A 16,702-nucleotide genomic window follows, 5' to 3' on the forward strand; every position below is an offset into this window, starting at 1 on the left:
CAAAAAGCGCGGACGACCTCGTGCTAGCGTCCGAAGATCCGCATCTGCAACATCACCGTGAGTCGCGCGTCGGGATCGGACAGGTCGAGCCCGCTGATCTCGGTGAGCCGTTTGAGCCGGTAGCGGAAGGTGTTGGCGTGCACGTGGACCTTCGCGCAGGCGGCGTTGACGTCGCCGAACGCGTCGAGGTAGGCCCGCAGGGTGGCCACCAGCTCGCTGCCGTCCTCGGCGTCGTGCGCGAGCAGCCGCTCGTACGGGCCGGTGGGCACCTGCTCCTCGGCGGCGACCACGTCGGAGACCTGGAGCAGCAGCGACTCGAAGTGCACGGCCGTGTACCCGGCGACCTGGCCGGCCAGGCCGCGGGCGCGCAGCACGCGCAGCGCCCGGTCGGCGTCGGCGCGGGCCCGCGCGACCTGGGAGAGGTTGGCGGCCAGCCGGCCGACCCCGATGTTGGCCGCGTGCCGCGGCCCGACCCTGGCCAGGAAGGACTCGGCGACGCGCACGGCACGCCTCTCCTCGTCGCCGCCCGAGCTCAGCGGCAGGACGGCGTAGGCGACCGAGCCGATCATCGCGGCGGCCGCCTTGGGATGGATGGCGCCGACGTGCAGCGCCAGGGCGTCGCAGAAACGTTGCCGGTCGCTCTCGGAGCGCGCCGGGTCGGCCGCGTCGCCGTCGGCGAGCTGGGCGGCGAGCACGCACAGGCGCTCGGTGGCGATGCCCAGCCGGCCCGCGGCGTCGGCCGCGTCGGAACCGCCGGCCAGGACCGTGGACAGCAGGTCGGCGCGCAGCCGCCGCTGGGTGTCGGCGCCGGCGCGCTCGCGTAGCAGCTGCAGCGCGACGATCTTGGCCGCGTCGGCCAGGGCGCGCTCGCGCTGCGGGGTGAGCGGCTCGCGCACGGCGACCCAGATGGAGCCGAGGATCTCGTCCCCGATCCGGACGGCCACGGCCGCCCGGTTGATGCTGTCGCCGTCGAGCTCGATGTAGATCGGGTCGCGGCTCTGGTAGAGCTTCTTGAAGAAGCCGCGCTCGTCGAGCATGCGCTGGAAACGCTCGGGCACCTGGCGGCCGAGCACGGTCTCGACCCGGCCGGGGTCGGCTTCGTCCTGCCTGCCGGAGAAGGCCAGGACCCGGGTCGATCTGTCCTCGATGGTGACGGGCGCGTCGAGCAACGCGCAGACGGCGTTGGCCAGCGCGAACAGATCGCCCTGCGGCCCCTTCTCCGGCATGGTCAGGTCGCCCTCGGCGAGGAGGGAGCGCAGCAGCGCGGCGACCTGCGACCAGGAGGCGGCCCTGGTCAGCCCGAGTACGGCGACTCCGGTCTCCAGGACCTTGCTGCGCACCTGCTCGTCGACGTCGACGGGTAGCTTGACGACGATGCCGCTGGCCTCGCGGGCTGCGTCGAGCAGGTCGCAGATCGCGGTGGCGCCCTGCACGCCGGCGGCCAGCAGCAGCCCGCCCGGCGGCACGTGGAGCTCGTCGAGCGGGTCGTAGATGTGCACCCCGGTGACCTCCATGTCGAGGGCACCGGGCGAGGCGGCCACGTCGAGGACCGTGCTGCCCAGGTCGAACAGGATCCGCTCCAGGCTGGTGCGCGGACGGCTGTTCATCCGCTCACGATAGTCGACGTAGACCGTCATCAGTCGCGTAGGTGTTCGACGGCGAGACGGGCGGCCTCACCGATGGCGGCGTCCGCGGCGGGCATGCGGAAGGCCAGGTTGTCGCCGTGCAGGAACACCGCGACGGCGTACCGCCCGCCGTCGGGGTACTCCACGACGCCCGCCTCGTTGCGCACGCCCCACAGGGTGCCGGTCTTGGCCGACACCCGCACCTCGTCCGGGAAGCCCGAGGAGAGGCGGTGGGGCCAGATCTGCCTGCTCATGATGTCGCGCACCTCCGCGCACGCCTCGGCGGGGCCCGCCTCGTCGCGCCAGACGAGGCCGAGCAGGGTGGTGATCTCGCGGGGCGTGCCCGCGGTGGTCCGTTGCGGATCGCGTACGGCCAGCGCCCTGATCCGCTCCTCGGGGATGCCGGCCACGTCGATGGTGCCCAGCTCCTCGATCACGGACTCGAACAGCGTCGCGCAGCCGCCGATCAGGCGGGTGCGCCTGAGCCCGAGGTGCTCCAGCGTGGCGTTGACGCGGTCGAGCCCCACCCGGCGCAGCAGCACGTCGGTGGCCGCGTTGTCGCTCATCGACATCATGAAGTGGGCCAGGTCGCGCAGCGTCAGCGACACGTCGTCGGCGCAGCCCGAGGTGCCGATGCCGCCGTCCTTGTCCGCCTCGGTGACGGTGAGCCGTTCGGTGCGGTCCACCTCGCCCGCCGCGGCCTGCCTGGCGTACTCCAGCAGGATCGGCAGCTTGAACACCGAGGCCAGGACGACCGGGGCGTCCGGGTCGAGCCCGGTCTCGGCCTCGCCGTCCACGTCGCGGGCGTGCACGAAGCCGCGCACGCCCGCCGCCGCGAAGACCTTTTGCGCGTCCCGCTCAAACACGTGGGACCGCGCGGCCGTTGTGCAGGTGCGTGGCGATCCCGTCCCGCACGACGAACGTGACGGTGTCGTGCCTGCCCTCCTCGGGCTGCTCGGCGATGAAGGTGTCCTCGGCGAGGTGGACGTACCTGGCGGTGGTGCCCTGCTGGCCCATGCTGGCCATGAACGCGCCGGGGATCAGGGTGACCTCGACGCCGCCGCCCGCCGGCGAGACCTCGTAGGCCAGCTGGGGCCCCTCGTACCGGCCGGTGTACGGCGCGGGGTCCACGGCCCGCGGCTGCTCCGGCGGGGCGGGCAGGTCGGGGGCCGCCAGCCCGCCCTCCCTGAGCAGCGGCAGGAGCAGGTCGTTCATGACGCCGATGAAGTTGCCGCCGTTCACGCTCATCGCGATCGCGTACGAGCCGTCGTCGGCCACCCGCCAGAACGTGCTCTGGCCCGGGGTCCCGCCGTCGTGCCCGTAGGCGCCCCAGGTGAACAGCTCGAAGCCGAGCCCCCAGTTGGCGGCCATCAGGCCGGGCACGCCCGGCACCGCGGTCTGCGGGGTGCGCATCGCGGCGACGCTCTCCGCCGACAACACCCTGGTGCCGTCCTCGGCCAGGCCGCCCGCGGCGAACATGCGGCCGAAGCGCACCAGCTCGCGCGGGGCCAGGCACAGGGTGGCCCCGGCGGGCGCGTTGGAGCGGGGCATCTGCCACTGGGCGTAGACGTCGTTGCCCGGCCCGATGTGCCCGGCCGCCGCGCGGAACAGCACGGCCTCCTCGGCCAGCAGCGCCGCGTGGGTGGCGCCGAGCGGCGCCAGCAGGTGCTCCCGCATGGCCTGTTCCCAGGTCGTGCCGCGCAGCCTGGCCACGATGGCGCCGAGCACGCAGTAGCCGGCGTTGCAGTACGAGAACAGCTCGCCCGGCTCGTGCACCTTGCCCGCGCCGTGCAGGTAGGCCACGAACCTGTCGAGGCTGTCGTCGCCGCGCCCGGTGTCCTCGAACAGGTCGCCGTCGAAGCCGCCGGTGTGCGTCAGCAGCTGCCTGACGCTGATCACGGCGTCGTAGGACAGGGCGAACTCGGGCAGGTACGCCCCGATCTCCTCGTCCAGGTCGAGCAGGCCCTCCTCGGCCAGCTGCATGATCAGCGCGGCCGTCCACACCTTGGTGGTGGAGCCGACCTGGAAGACGCTGTCGGGGGTGGTCTCCACGCCGGTGTCCCGGTTGACCACGCCCGTGGCCGCCTCGTGCAGCCGGCCATCGGTCCATACCGCGATGGCGGCGCCGGGCACGTCGTGGGCCGCGGCCGCTTCGTCGAGGCGTTTCTGCAGATCCATGTGGTCTCCTCAGGCAATCTTGGGGGTGGCGCGGACACCGAGGTGGAAGTAGGGCGAGCCGTCGTCGAGCTGGTAGAACACGCCGGAGACCCAGTCGGGGTCGCCCTCGCGGCGGCCGACGAAGGTGACGTCGTCGACCGCGACGAGGTCGAGGTCGAACGGCTCCTGAAGGGCGGCGAGCGCGCCCGTCGCCTCGACGCGCATCCTGAGCGCGCCGTCGTGCACACTGGCGGTCATGCGGGCGCCGACCCGCTCGTAGACACCGGCGTAACCCTCGACGTCCACCTGCACGGGGGTCTCCGGCGGGCCGAGCACCGGCGGCACGACCAGGCCGTCGAGCTCGGCGAACAGCTCGGTGGCCACCGCGTGGGTGAGGGCGCCGCTGTGGCCGCCGTTGGTGGTCACGCACACGACGGTGCCGGTGTCGGGCACGGCCCAGAGCATGGCGTGCTGGCCGATGGTGTTGCCGCCGTGCGAGATGACGCGGTGGCCCGACCACTCGTCCAGGATCCAGCCGATGCCCCACTGCCTGCCCAGGGTGTGCGGGTTGGGGATGTCGACCTGCGGCTCCCACATCGCCCGCGGGTCGTCCAGCAGGCCGCCCTCAAGGTGGGCGCGGCCGAAGGCGACCACGTCGCGCGGACGGGCGCAGATGAGGCCGGCCGGGCCGCACGACCGCATGAGGCCCCACACCGGGGCCGCCTTGCCGTTCTCGACGTGGCCGTGCGCGGCGCGGAAGCGCAGCACGTCCTCCGGCAGCGTCCAGGTGTGGGTCAGGCCGAGCGGCTCGCAGATGTTCTCGCGCAGCACCGCGTCCCAGGTCTTGCCCTCCAGCGCCTCCAGGATGCGCCCGGCGATGACGAAGCCGGAGTTGCAGTACGACTGGGTGGCGCCGAGCGGGTGGTTCTGGGCCAGGTCGGCGCAGGCCTCGACGTACTTCTCGATGCAGTCGTCGCCGCGGCCGGTGTCGAGGAACAGGTCGCCGTCGATGCCACTGGTGTGCGACAGCAGGTGACGGACCGTGACGGTCTTGGTCACCTCGGCGTCGGCGACCCGGAAGCCGGGCAGCAGCTCGGCGACCGGGGTGTCCAGGGTCAGCCGGCCGCGCTCGACCTGCTGCATGAGCAGGGTGGCGGTCCAGACCTTGGAGACCGAGCCGATCTGGAACAGCGAGTCGGGGGTCGCCTCGACGCCGGTGTCGACGTTGAGCACGCCCGCGGCGAACTCGTGGAGTTCCCCGTTGTGCAGGTAGGCGAGTGCCGCGCCCGGGACCTCGTACTTCTCGATCAGTTCGGCGAGCCGCTGACCCATTGTTCCAGCCACGTGAGGATCCTTTCGTTGTAGTCGAAGCGGTGCGAAGGCCGTCCGTTGACGATGAACAGGTGCGAGCCGCCGGGATAGCGGACCAGGCGGACCGGCACCCGGCGTTCGCGCAGCGCCTCGAACCACTGCTCGGCCTGGCCGACGGGGCAGCGGTCGTCCGCACCGCCGTGCAGGATCAGGGTCGGGGTGACGACGTCGCCGACGTTGGTGATCGGCGACTGCTCGACGAACTCCCCTCTGACCTCGTGCTTGGCCAGGAAGTAGCCGAGGTCGGCGGTGCCTGCCATGCTGCGCAGGTCGACCACGACCCCGCCGGGCACGGCCGCGGCGAAGCGCCCGGTCCGGCTGGTGAGCCAGCAGGTCATGTAGCCGCCGTAGCTGTAGCCGGTGACCGCCAGCCGGGCGGGGTCGGCGACGCCCTCCTCGACCAGGACGTCGAGCGGGGTCAGGAAGTCGTCCTCGTCCGAGATGCCCCAGGCGCCGGCCGTGGCGGTGTAGAACGCCTCACCGTACCCGTCGCTGGCCCGGGGGTTCACCAGCAGCACGGTCCAGCCCTGGGCGGCGAGCGCCTGGTGGTAGAGGTGGACGCCGTCGAAGACGGGCGCCCAGGCGTTGTGCGGGCCGCCGTGGATGTCCAGCAGCAGCGGGCCCGGCTCGGTCAGCCTCTCGTCGCGCAGCACGAACGCCTCGACCGGCGTCCCGTCGGGGGCGGTGAAGGTACGGCTGCGCGGCCGGAACAGCTCGACACCCTCGGGGGCGTGGTCGGTGAGGGCCTCGCCGTCGAGGTAGACGTCGCCGGCGCTGCACGGGGTGGAGGCGACGTAGGCCACCCGGCCGGCGGCGACGCTGACGCCGGCCACGTTGTGCTCGCCGTCGACGATCCGCTCGGCGACGCCGCCGGGCGCCAGCCGGTACAGGTGGGTGAGCCCGCGGTCGCGGACGCAGAACAGCAGGTCGTCGCCGTTGAGCGTGGGCGTCGCCCCCGGGTAGGCGGGCGCGCCGATCATCACGTTGCGGTCGAGGCCGGTCTGGATCTCGGCGAAGTCATCCCCTTCCAGGGCGAACAGCCGGGTATGCCCCTCGGGCACCTCCCGGTAACCGGCCACGACCCAGCGTCCGCCCAGCCACCAGACGCCCGCGCAGATCACGTCGGCGCCGCCCGCGCGTTCGAGCGCGCCGTCCTGCTTGGGCTCGACCAGGTAGAGGCCGCCGCAGATGTCCAGGTCGCGGTCAGGGTCCAGGCCGGCGGTGAAGGCCAGCAGGTCGCCGTCCGGGGCCCAGGCGGGCGGGCCGGCGTGGAAGTCGCCCGAGGTCACCTGCGCCGAGGCGCCGTCCTCGACGTCGACGACGAACAGGTGCGTGGTCAGGCCGCGCAACAGCCCGGCGCCGTCGGCCTTGTACTCCAGCGTGTCGATGACGATCGGCGCGTTCTGGTCCACCTCGCCGGTCGGTCCGGCGTAGGCGATGCGGGTGCCGTCGGGCGACCAGACGGGCACGCCGGCGCCGAGCGGCGCCGAGGTGAGGACGCGCGGCTCGCCGCCGTCCATGGGCAGCAGGTGGATCTGCGGCGGCCCGCCGGCCGGGCGCAGGAAGGCGAGGGTGCGGCCGTCGGGTGACCAGCGGGGGGCCGCGCCGGTCGCCAGCCTGCGTGGGGTGGCGCCGGGAGTGGCCAACCAGATCTCGGTCACGTTGGCGTCGGACTCTCGGTCCGTGGTCGTCAGGGTGTAGGCGACCGCGGAGCCGTCAGGGCGCAGCTGCGGATCGCCGGGTAGGGCCAGGCCGTACAGGTCGTCGAGGGAGAGGCGGCGCATGACCGAACGCTAGGCCAGGCTGCCGCGGTCCTCTTCATCGTGGACGACGAATGGCGCCTGAAACCTTGTGCCCGCCGCCAAAGCGCCTGGCATGGTCGCCGAGATCCCGCCGTCGGCCCCTACGGCGGATGAGGTGGCCGGCCGCGCCGGGCAGGGTTCAGCCGGCCGCGGACCGCACGATGTCGTCGACGAGGGCGGCCAGACGGTGCGGCTGGGACAGGAACGGCGAGTGGCCGCTGGTCAGCCTGCGGATCTCGGCGGCTCGGGCTGCCATCCGCTCTTGCAGGGCGGGCGGGAGAGCCTGGTCCCGCTCGGCGATGATGTAGGTGGAGGGGATGTCGTGCCAGCCGGCCGTGTCGGCCTTCTCCGTGAAGGACCGCGTGGTCTGGTTGACCAGGCGGCTCATCGCCTGCTCGGCCTCGGCGTCCGGCAGGTCGCCGTAGAGCGAGGTGCGTGGCTGGTCGACGAGGGGGAACAGGCCGCTCGTGTCGTCGGGGTCCGGCAGGCCGTGGAGGGTGCACAACGACTCTCCCCGGTCCGGCATGTACGCGGCCAGGTAGATCAGCCGCTCGACGTTGCCCGCCCCGGCGGCGGCCTCGGTCGCCGGGATGCCCCCGTAGGAGTGGGCGAGCAGCACGATCGGGCCTTCGACCGCGGCCAGTTCCCCGGCAAGTACGGCGGCGTCGTCGTGCATGCCCGCGGTGGGATGTTCACCGGCGCTCGGAAGCGCGGGCGCGCGCGTGGCGTAGCCGAGTGTGTGCAGTTCGGGCTCGAACCTCGTCCAGGTGCTCGGCCGGTGCCAGGCGCCGTGGATCAGCATGACGGTGGTCATGGAAGGGACTCCTATGTGATCGATGGTGACATAGGCGGATGCGTCCTTCGGCTGTGGTCAACGTGCGGCCGGCCCCGCCCCGGCGGAGTCGGATCACCTCGGCGCAGATGGCCACGGCCGTATCCTCCGACGTGCGCGCGCCGAGGTCGAGTCCGATGGGCGAGCCCAGTTGGAAACCCTCGCCGGGCACGCGCCCGTTCGACTGGACTTGTCCCATTGCGGGCGGAGCCGATAATGAGCGAATGATCAGCGTGGGGCGCGCCGGCGGGGTTCTGATGCTCTGGGCCGCCAGGTTCTCCGGTCTGAGGGGCGACGTCGCGATCGCGGCCGTCACCACCGCGGCCACCCTCGGTCCGTTGCTGGTGCCCGGTCCGAGGGCGTGGTGGATCGTCGCCCTGGGCGCGCTCGCCTCCGCGCCCGTCTACTGGCGCAGGCGCGCGCCCATGGCCGTGGCGCTGTTCGTCGGCGCCGCGATGACCGTCATGGTCTTCTGGGAGAAGCCGTTCCTCCCGTTCGGCCCCCTGGTCGCCGTCTACACCATCGCCGACGTCAGTCCCACGTGGAAGCGCCTGGCCGCGATTCCGGCGATCGCCGTGATCGTCGGCGTCTCCCTGGCACTGCCGGGGGAGGACAGCGAGATCTTCCGGCTGATCGGCACCGCCTTCGTGGCCGCCTACGCGCTGGGCACCAGCGCCCGGGCGAACCGGTCGCGTACCGCGGAACTGGCCGAACGGGCCCGTCGCCGTGAACAGGAGCACATCGCCGCGGTGGCGGAGGAACGAGCGCGGATCGCTCGTGACATGCACGACATCATCACGCACGCCGTCGGGCTGATGGTCGTGCAGGCCGAGGCCGGGCCCGTTGTCGTACGGAGCGACGCGCCCAGGGCCGAGGCCGTCTTCGACGCGATCGCCGACACCGGCAGGGGAGCGCTCACCGAGCTGCGCGGCCTGCTCACGGCGCTGCGCGCGTCGGCCGTTCCGGCTGGGGAGCACCTCGGGCCCGCCCAGCCGAGCCTGGACGGACTCGCCTCACTGGCCGAACGCAGCGGCCTGGACGTGGTCATGACCGTGGAAGGCGAACGGCGGCGGATCTCCGGCAGCCTGGAAGCCGCCGTCTACCGGATCGTCCAGGAAGCCCTCACCAACGTGCGCAAACACGCCGGGGTGCGCGACGTACGGCTGCAGCTGCGCTGGACCGCGCGGGAACTGCTCGTCGAGATCGCCGACGAGGGCGGCGGGTCACGTCGGGACAGCGGCGGCTACGGCCTGATAGGCATGCGGGAACGGGCGACCGCGTACGGCGGGACGCTCACCGCGAGACCGGGGCAGGACGGCGGATTCATGGTCAGAGCCGTCTTTCCGCTTGAATAGCGCGCATGCTGCGCGTGCTCATCGCCGACGACCAGGATCTCTTCCGCGCCGGGTTCGGCCTGATCCTCGGTGCCCAGCCGGACATGCTGGTGGTGGGCGAGGCGGCGGACGGCGACGAGGCGATCGCGCTGGCAGCGCGGCTGCGTCCGGACGTGGTCCGGATGGACGTGCGGATGCCGGGCAAGAACGGCATCGAGGCCACAAAGGAGATCTGCGCGACCACCTCCGCCAAGGTGCTCGTCCTGACCATGTTCGACCTGGACGAGTACGTCTACGACGCCGTCCGCGCGGGCGCCGGCGGCTTCCTGCTCAAGGACATCCGCCGCGACGAGCTGGCGCATGCGGTGCGCACCGTGGCCGCCGGTGAGGCGTTGCTGGCGCCCGCCGCCACCCGCAGGCTGCTGGAGAACCTGGTCAGACGGCCGGCTCACGGCCCGATGCCACGGCTGGCGGGACGGCTGGAGGCGCTCACCGAGCGGGAGCGCGAAACGCTCAGGCTGGTCGCCCGCGGACTGTCCAACGCCGAGATCGCCGCCGCGCTCGTGGTCACCGAGCACACGGTCAAGACGCACGTCAGCCGCATCCTGACCAAGCTGGACCTGCGGGATCGGGTGCAGGCGGCGGTGTTCGCCTACGAATGCGGCCTCGTGGTCGCCGGTGAGAGTGACATCGAAGATCACACTCACGAGTGACGCGCCACCAGGGTGGCCGCGAGCAGCATCGTCGCCATGAAACGTGCCCTGATCGCGCTCGCCGCGGCCCTTGCCTCGGCTGTCCTGCTGCACTTCGGCACCGGTCTGCACCCCGTGGCCTGGCTGACGTGGCTCGCTCCCTTGCCCGTGCTGCTCACCGCCCCCCGGGTGAGCGGAGGCTCGGCCTTCGCCGCCGGCGCCCTCACCTGGTTCGGCGGGCAGCTGCAGTGGTGGCCGTACTTCACCGGGACGCTCGAGACGCCCGTCCCGGTGGCGGCCGGCCTTCTCGCCGGGCCGGCGCTGCTGTACGGCCTCGGCGTGCTGCTTCACCGTTCGCTGCTGGCCAGGCGGCGGACGCTGTCGGCCGTGCTCGCCGTACCGGCGTCGTGGGTCGGCGTCGAATACCTGATGGCGCTGGCCGGACCGCACGGCGCCTGGTGGAGCCTGGCCTATACGCAGGCCGACGTGCTGCCCGTCCTGCAGACGGCCTCCGTCACCGGCGTCTGGGGGATCACCTTCCTGCTCCTGCTCGTGCCCGCCGCCGTGGCCGCGCTTCTCGCACCAGGCGCGACCGGCCGGCCCTCTGTCGCGGTGACCGCGGGCGCGATGGTGGCGCTCGCCCTGGCGTACGGTTTCGCGCGGCTCGGCACCGGCCAGGACGGCGGGCAGCACCGCGAGGTCGCGCTGATCTCCACCGACAACCCGCGCGACACCGCGGAACTGGACTCCCCGCAGGGGCGCGACCTGCTACGGCGCTACGGCCGGGCCGTCGACGCGGCCGCCGCCCGCGGTGCCGACATCGCGGTGCTGCCGGAGAAGACGTTCGACGCGGCGACCGCCCGCCTGCCGCTGGCCAGGCCGGGAGTGGCGGTCGTCGCCGGCGTCGCGCTCGGCACCGGCGCGACGCGGACCAACAGCGCGCTGGTCTACCCGTCCGGCGCCCGCTACGACAAACACCACATGATTCCCGGGCTGGAGTCGGAGTTCACGCCCGGAAGCACGCTGACCCTGCTCGGCCCGACCACGACGGGCCTGATCGTCTGCAAGGACCTCGACTTCCCCTGGCTGGTACGGCAGTACCGCCAGGCCGGCGCGACCGCGCTGCTCGCCCCCGCCTGGGACTTCGACGACGACGCCTGGCTGCACAGCCGCATGGCGATGGTCCGCGGGGTGGAGAGCGGGTTGTCGGTGGCGCGCGCGGCCCGCCAGGGCTTTCTCACGGTGAGCGACACCCGGGGACGGGTGCTGGCCGAAGGCCGCAGCGGCAAGCCCGGCATGAACACAGTGTTCGCGGCGCTGCCGCAGCAGGGCGCCTCGACCGTCTACACCGGCCTGGGCGACTGGGCCGCCTGGTCCTCGGTCGCGATGCTGCTCGTCGGACTCGCCAGGCTCGGCACCCGCCGCTCCGCATAGGACGCCCGCAACTCAGAGCGATGTGATCTTGTCAGGCGCGTGGGGGTAGGCCGGAGCGTCGAGACATCCATCAGCTCTCGATCAGCCGACGACGCGGAAGTCGGTGACCATGTTCAGGTCCAGATCGGGTACTTGGGTATGGGGGCGCGCGAGCCTGGCCAACGTCCGCCGTGGTCGCGTAGCCGTTGCGGGCGGGCCGCTCACCGACGAGATGTACGCCCGGCGAGGCGGTTCGTTCCTGAGCTGGTCGACAGGCCGGGTGGTCAGGCGAGCGCCGCGGCGGTTGGGGGTTTCCAGCTCGCGATGGCGTGTGCTGGTCGGGGTCAGCTGTCGGGCCAGCGGGATGTCCGCGATACTGTGGGCGTGGAGTACGTGTCCAGAGTGCCGCGTCCGCCGCTGGACAGGCTGATCGACGACCTTTACTACCTGGAGGGCGCGTCGCCGTACGCCCGGCTGACCCTGCCGCCGATGCCGTCGGCGTTGCTCATCGTCAACCTCGGGGCGCCGTTCCGCATCCGCGCCGGCACCGACATCGAAACGGCCGAGTACGCCGACGGCTGCGTGGTCACCACGCCCACCCGCGCGCTGGAGTTCGGCTACCCACTCCGGACCCGGTCCGTCGGCGTGCACTTCAAGCCGTGGGGGCCGGCGCCGTTCCTGCCGATGCCCGCGGGCGAGCTGTGTGACCGGCCGGTGACGATAGAGCAGGTTTGGGGTCGGCCCGCCATCGCTGAGCTGCGAGACCGGCTGGCCACGGCGGACGGACCGCACGAGATGCTGACGCTGCTCGAGGAGGAGCTGATGCGACGGCTGTGCGAGACCGACGGCCTGGGGCTGGTCCGCCATACGAGCAGCGTCATCGCGGCGGCCAGAGGGGCGGTGGCGATCGGCGACCTGAGCGTGGCAGCCGGTGTCAGCAGCACTCATCTGGCACAACGGTTCAAGAAGCTCATCGGCGTCACGCCGAAGCGGCTGGCCCGTACCTACCGCTTCGCCGCCACCGTGTTCTCGATCGATCCCGCCGGGCCGATCGACTGGGGCGACCTCGCCGGTGGCGCAGGCTACTTCGACCAGGCCCACTTCGGCCACGAGTTCCGGGCGTTCACGGGGCTCACGCCGACCCGGTACGTCGAAGTCCGGCGGCGGTTCCTACGCGAACATCCCGGCCACGCGCTGGACGGCTGGCCGCTGCCGGCCGATTGATTTCTTACAAGAACGACAGCTCACGACACGCTAATTTGGGGCACCCCAAAGCAGAGGAGAGCCCCGTGGGCAAGGTGGTCATGTACAGCTCGGTGTCGGTGGACGGCTTCATCGCGGACGAGAATGACCAGCCCGGACCGCTGTTCGACTGGCTGTCCAGCGGTGACGTCCCATTGGACGAGAGCGGCGAGCTGAAGGTGTCGCAGACGTCCTACGACCACACCCGGCCGTACTGGGACCAGATCGGAGTCACGATCGTCGGCCGCCACGTGTTCGACCTGACGGACGGCTGGGACGGGAAGCCGCCGGGCGGCATCGACCACGTGGTCGTCGTGTCGCACCGGCCGACGCCCGAGGGCTGGGACCCCGAGGCGCCGTTCCACTTCGTCGACGGCGTCGAGGCGGCCATGGCCAAGGCGCAGGAGCTCGCGGGGGACCGCGTGGTCGAGGTCGCCGCCGGCGACGTCGGTGGCCAGGTGCTTGCCGCGGGCCTGATCGACGAGGTGCGCATGGACGTCGTCCCCGTCGTGTTCGGGTCCGGCAAGCGCTACTTCGGGTCGGTCCACGCGCAGCACCTGTTGGAGGATCCGGACGTGGCGATTCAGGGCAACCGGGTGCTTCACCTGCGCTACCGGGTGCGCCGTTGACCGACCTGAGCGGGTAGAAGTCCACCGCGAACGGACTGAGCCTGAGCGTGGCCTTCGGGTCCGATCGACGCGCCGACGCCGCCCTCCCCGTCAGAGCTTCTGACATTGCGAGGGCGATGTGGTGCGGCAACTCCAGGCGGTGGATCGGACCGGATTCTGGTGCTAGAGGGTCGATCTTGACGACGAGTCGAGGTGGCCGCTTCTGGTCGCGTCATTGGCGCGAGAGTGCGCGAGTGAGGCCTGCCAGGATGGTCGTTGCGAGGATCCACCCTGCCGTGATCATCGCCGCGGCGAGCCACTGTTGTGCGCCGCGCGGGCCGAAGGAGCTCTCCTGTCCGAAGCTGATGATCGGGAGGAGCAGGTCCAGGGTGTAGAGGAAGGCGTTGAAGGGGGGAGCCTCGCCTGGCTTGAAGGCCGGTGGCTGGTGGGCGGTGAAAACGACCGTGCCGACAAGGAGAAGGGCGGCGAGCCAGAGCGCGGCGCGGAAGGGCCGGTAGCCGTACCCGACGGTCCAGTCCTGCACATGTCCCCACAGCCGCGCCCCGAGCCGCTGCCCCGAGCGGCGGCGACGCTGTTTGGCCAGCAGCACGTCGCGAGCAGCCTCATCGTGACCCTGCCGGCGGTAGACGGCGGCCAACTGCTCATAGGGTTGAGGTTGGTAGGCCTCTCTGGCCAGCCAGTCAAGTCGCTCCCGGACAGGCAGGGGAGCCTCCAGGCCGTCATAGGTGAAGCCGTTCATCAGTACGTGAGCAGGCCACCGGCTGGGAGCGTCATCGAGCACGCCGACCCGGCTGTGGCGAAGGTCGACGGCCCGCAGCAGTTCCGTCTGGGGCCCGATCTTCAGCGAAGCCGCCTCTACACCACGAAGGTGAAGGTCACCGTCGATGGTGGTCTCCGCAAGGCACAGTGTGGCGGCGATCCGGGAATTCCTGATCGAGACGTCTCCCGTGGCCGCGAATCCTTCGCAGCAGTCGATGCCGCCGCCCGCAGTCACCTCCCATAAGGACAGAACCCGCCCGCCGGGATTACTGAGGGCGGCACCGTGAAACTCCAGGCTGCCCTCGATCCGGGCGTCGATGAGCACGATCTCCCCGTCGGCACGGAAGCCTTCGCCGCAGCTGAGCCTGCCGGTGACCCCCAGCCGACGCAGGGAGAGCGCCGTCGCACCCGGGTTGGACACCGTCCCGCCGTCGAGGTTGACCGATCCGCGGACCTGGGTGGAGTCCAGAAAGAGCTCTCCGTTCGCCACAAAACCTGGTGTGAGCCGCAGTCCGCTGCCGATCTCCATCAGCGGCGCGTTCAGCGCGCGTCCTCCCGGATTGGCGAGGCGCGCCTGCGCGAAACGGAGCGAACCGGCCACACGGGCTCCACGCAGAAGGATTTCACCTTCGGCCGAGAAGCCGTCATCGATACGCAGCCCGCCCTCGACACCGAGTCTCTCCGCGTTCAGGGCGATGCCGTCCGGGTTGGACAGCTGGGCTCCGCTGAAGACGCACCGGCGCCCTATCCGGGCGTCCTGCACGCTCAGCTCCCCCCAGGAGCGGAAACCGCGGGCACACGACAACCCGCCGTCGATGACGACCCCCTCGGCGGTGAGGCTGAAGCCGCCTGACCGCCCGACCCGGGCACCATCGAGGGTCATCGTCCCGCCTATCCTGGCGCCGACAACGCGTAACTCACCGTCGATGACGGCGTTCGCGCCAAGAAGATCGCGGTCGACGATCAGGCCGTCGGCATGGACAGCCTGAGGTGCGTGGATCGCTGCGCCGCTGAGATTCAGCGTCCCGGACACATGGGCCCCGGCAAGCTGGATCGGGCCGGCCATCTCGCAGCCTTCCAGGCGCAATGCCCCGCCGATCACAGCGTCCACAGCCTGCAGTCCGGGCGCCCGGGAGGCCGCGAGGTCCACCAGGCCGGTGCGGGCTCCGGTGAAGACCGGCGCTTCCTCGAACTCGCACCCGGTCAAGATCAGAGGGTGCTGTACCTCGGCGTACGACAGGTCCAATCGGCCCGTGATCCGGGCGCCGGACAGGTGCATGCCGGGCGTCTGCCCTGCAAGGCGTTCCCGGGCGCCGAGCAACATCCTTGCGATGATCGCAGCCCGGACGGGAGTGCCAGGAAGATCCACAGGACGCGCTGTGGGAAACGCCTCCCAGAGGGCGAGTTCCGGCTCGGACAGATCCTCGATGATCACAGGGCACTCCCGGAAGGTCGCACGCGTCGGCAAGGAGAGCCTCCAAGGTCATCACCCGTCTTGGCAACCTTCATGCCCCGGAGGCCGACGCCCGCGTACCCGACCCGACAGCGTGGCCGTGGCTCCCGCGCCAACCCACGCCGCCCCAAGATCGGCCACGCCATCCCCGAACCGCGCGACCAGCGTGCCACCCGCCGCGGGCGCGGCTCCGCCCGGGGCTGGCCTACCGGCTTCGATGCCGAGCGCTACAAGGCACGCAACGTCGTCGAACGGACGATCAACCGGCTGAAGAACTCCAGGCCGTCGTGTTGCGGCGGCCGTAGGTCAGGCGCCGTAGGAGGACCTCCATCGGGCCTCGGTGGCCTGTGCGGTGCAGCCAGGTTGCGAGGACGATCGAGACGGCGCCGATCGCGAGGGCGATGCCGAAGGCGGCGGCGAAGCCCACGTCGTCGGACAGGTCCAGCGTGAACGGGTAGAACAGGGCGAGGAACACCGCTGACTGGAACAGGTAGAAGGTCAGCGAGCGCCGGCCGAGGGCGGCGAGGGCGGCGGTGAGGGGGCCGGGGCGGGACCGTGTCGCGACGAGCCCCATGAGGGCCGCCAGGCCGATGCCGCCGGCATAGCCGGTGAGGGTGTGCGCGAGCACGGCGGCCCAAGGTACGGGAGGCGTCCACATGCCGGACAGCAGCAGGGCTCCGGGGAGCCGGCCGGCGAGCGCGACGCCGAGGCAGATCACGGTGACACGACGCAGTAGCGTCCGGTGCCGCTCGGGCTCGTCCAGGACGCGGCGGCGAGCCGCCCAGAGGCCCAGCATCATGCCCGGAACGATGTCGATCGTGCCCAGGACCGTCTTCACCGGCCACATCTGGAGGCCGGACAGCAGATGGGAGCCGAGGTCGGCCGGCATGATCCCGGCACCCGCGACGTCCACGGCGCCGGTCAGGGCCAGCAGGACCGGCCCGGAGGTCACGAGCACCGCCGGGAGGAGGGTCAGGGCGGCCGTCCAGCACAACACCGAGTCCCGGGCCCGTACGAGCGGGACGAGCATCAGCAGCGTCAGTCCGTACACCGCGATGATGTCCACCGGCAGGAGCACGCCGTGCACGAAGCCGATGACGATCAGCCATCGGCTCCGGCGCCGCAGGAGCTTCTTGAGCGAGCCCCAGTCCCCGCCCCTCACCTGATGCCGGTACGCGAACTGGCCCAGCGCGTAGCCGAACATCAACACGAACATCGGCCGGGCCTGGTTGTGGGCGAGCAGATGATCGAGGAACGCGGCCACGCCGTCGAGCATCCCGAAGGCCGTGCCGGTGACGAACACCGGCGCGTGCGCCACCGCGATCGCCAGCAACATCACGCCCCGGGCCAGGTCCGGCGCCAGGGATCGGCCGGTCACCGTCGTGGCGGTCAC

At 71.6% G+C, this 16,702-nt stretch carries 13 protein-coding genes and 1 pseudogene; 6 read left to right on the forward strand and 8 right to left on the reverse strand.

The features are described from left to right. Window positions 1-23 precede the first annotated feature (23 nt). The 6 genes from DMB42_RS41900 to DMB42_RS41925 form a co-directional block, all read right to left on the reverse strand. Window positions 24-1,607 (reverse strand): CdaR family transcriptional regulator, encoded by a 1,584-nt coding sequence (locus tag DMB42_RS41900; RefSeq protein WP_260478252.1) that lies wholly within the window; start codon window positions 1,605-1,607, stop codon window positions 24-26. Between the two features lie 29 nt (window positions 1,608-1,636). After that, complete coding sequence (locus tag DMB42_RS41905; protein ID WP_125644851.1) at window positions 1,637-2,491, reverse strand: serine hydrolase; 855 nt, start codon at window positions 2,489-2,491, stop codon at window positions 1,637-1,639. Continuing rightward, window positions 2,484-3,803 (reverse strand): serine hydrolase, encoded by a 1,320-nt coding sequence (locus DMB42_RS41910; RefSeq protein WP_125644853.1) that lies wholly within the window; start codon window positions 3,801-3,803, stop codon window positions 2,484-2,486. Before DMB42_RS41910 ends, DMB42_RS41905 begins: the two co-directional genes overlap by 8 nt. A 9-nt stretch (window positions 3,804-3,812) precedes the next feature. Continuing rightward, entirely contained in the window at window positions 3,813-5,126 is a 1,314-nt protein-coding gene (locus tag DMB42_RS41915) for a serine hydrolase (protein WP_260478253.1), read from the reverse strand. Further along, complete coding sequence (locus DMB42_RS41920) at window positions 5,090-6,937, reverse strand: S9 family peptidase (protein WP_125644855.1); 1,848 nt, start codon at window positions 6,935-6,937, stop codon at window positions 5,090-5,092. Before DMB42_RS41920 ends, DMB42_RS41915 begins: the two co-directional genes overlap by 37 nt. 157 nt (window positions 6,938-7,094) lie before the next feature. Next, on the reverse strand, window positions 7,095-7,769 hold the full coding sequence (locus DMB42_RS41925; RefSeq protein WP_125644857.1) for an alpha/beta fold hydrolase: 675 nt from the start codon (window positions 7,767-7,769) through the stop codon (window positions 7,095-7,097). A 242-nt stretch (window positions 7,770-8,011) separates the two neighbouring features. Here DMB42_RS41925 and DMB42_RS41930 point away from each other — a divergent pair, with 242 nt between their 5' ends. The 5 genes from DMB42_RS41930 (at window position 8,012) to DMB42_RS41950 (ending at window position 13,097) form a co-directional block, all read left to right on the forward strand. Continuing rightward, a complete protein-coding gene (locus tag DMB42_RS41930; protein WP_185845145.1) occupies window positions 8,012-9,142 on the forward strand; it encodes a sensor histidine kinase in 1,131 nt (376 codons plus the stop codon). A 5-nt stretch (window positions 9,143-9,147) separates the two neighbouring features. Next, window positions 9,148-9,834, forward strand: coding sequence for a response regulator transcription factor (locus DMB42_RS41935; RefSeq protein ID WP_125644861.1), 687 nt, complete (start codon window positions 9,148-9,150; stop codon window positions 9,832-9,834). A 36-nt stretch (window positions 9,835-9,870) separates the two neighbouring features. Then, complete coding sequence (locus DMB42_RS41940) at window positions 9,871-11,247, forward strand: nitrilase (protein WP_125644863.1); 1,377 nt, start codon at window positions 9,871-9,873, stop codon at window positions 11,245-11,247. Between the two features lie 363 nt (window positions 11,248-11,610). Then, on the forward strand, window positions 11,611-12,450 hold the full coding sequence (locus tag DMB42_RS41945) for a helix-turn-helix domain-containing protein (RefSeq protein WP_221762586.1): 840 nt from the start codon (window positions 11,611-11,613) through the stop codon (window positions 12,448-12,450). A 65-nt stretch (window positions 12,451-12,515) separates the two neighbouring features. Further along, window positions 12,516-13,097 (forward strand): dihydrofolate reductase family protein, encoded by a 582-nt coding sequence (locus tag DMB42_RS41950; RefSeq protein WP_125644865.1) that lies wholly within the window; start codon window positions 12,516-12,518, stop codon window positions 13,095-13,097. A gap of 211 nt (window positions 13,098-13,308) precedes the next feature. Here DMB42_RS41950 and DMB42_RS41955 read toward each other — a convergent pair whose 3' ends face one another. Further along, window positions 13,309-15,291: a hypothetical protein gene (locus tag DMB42_RS41955; RefSeq protein WP_125644867.1), complete on the reverse strand. Its 1,983-nt coding sequence runs from the start codon at window positions 15,289-15,291 to the stop codon at window positions 13,309-13,311. 76 nt (window positions 15,292-15,367) lie between these two features. Between DMB42_RS41955 and DMB42_RS55510 the strand changes: the two are divergent. Continuing rightward, a pseudogene (locus tag DMB42_RS55510) lies at window positions 15,368-15,591 on the forward strand (IS5/IS1182 family transposase); the annotation flags it as partial. Here DMB42_RS55510 and DMB42_RS41960 read toward each other — a convergent pair. Next, a complete protein-coding gene (locus tag DMB42_RS41960; protein WP_260478254.1) occupies window positions 15,569-16,702 on the reverse strand; it encodes a DUF418 domain-containing protein in 1,134 nt (377 codons plus the stop codon). The pseudogene DMB42_RS55510 and the gene DMB42_RS41960 sit on opposite strands and share 23 nt — an antisense overlap.

The organism is Nonomuraea sp. WAC 01424, from assembly GCF_003947315.1.
In the GTDB taxonomy this organism is placed as follows: domain Bacteria; phylum Actinomycetota; class Actinomycetes; order Streptosporangiales; family Streptosporangiaceae; genus Nonomuraea; species Nonomuraea spiralis.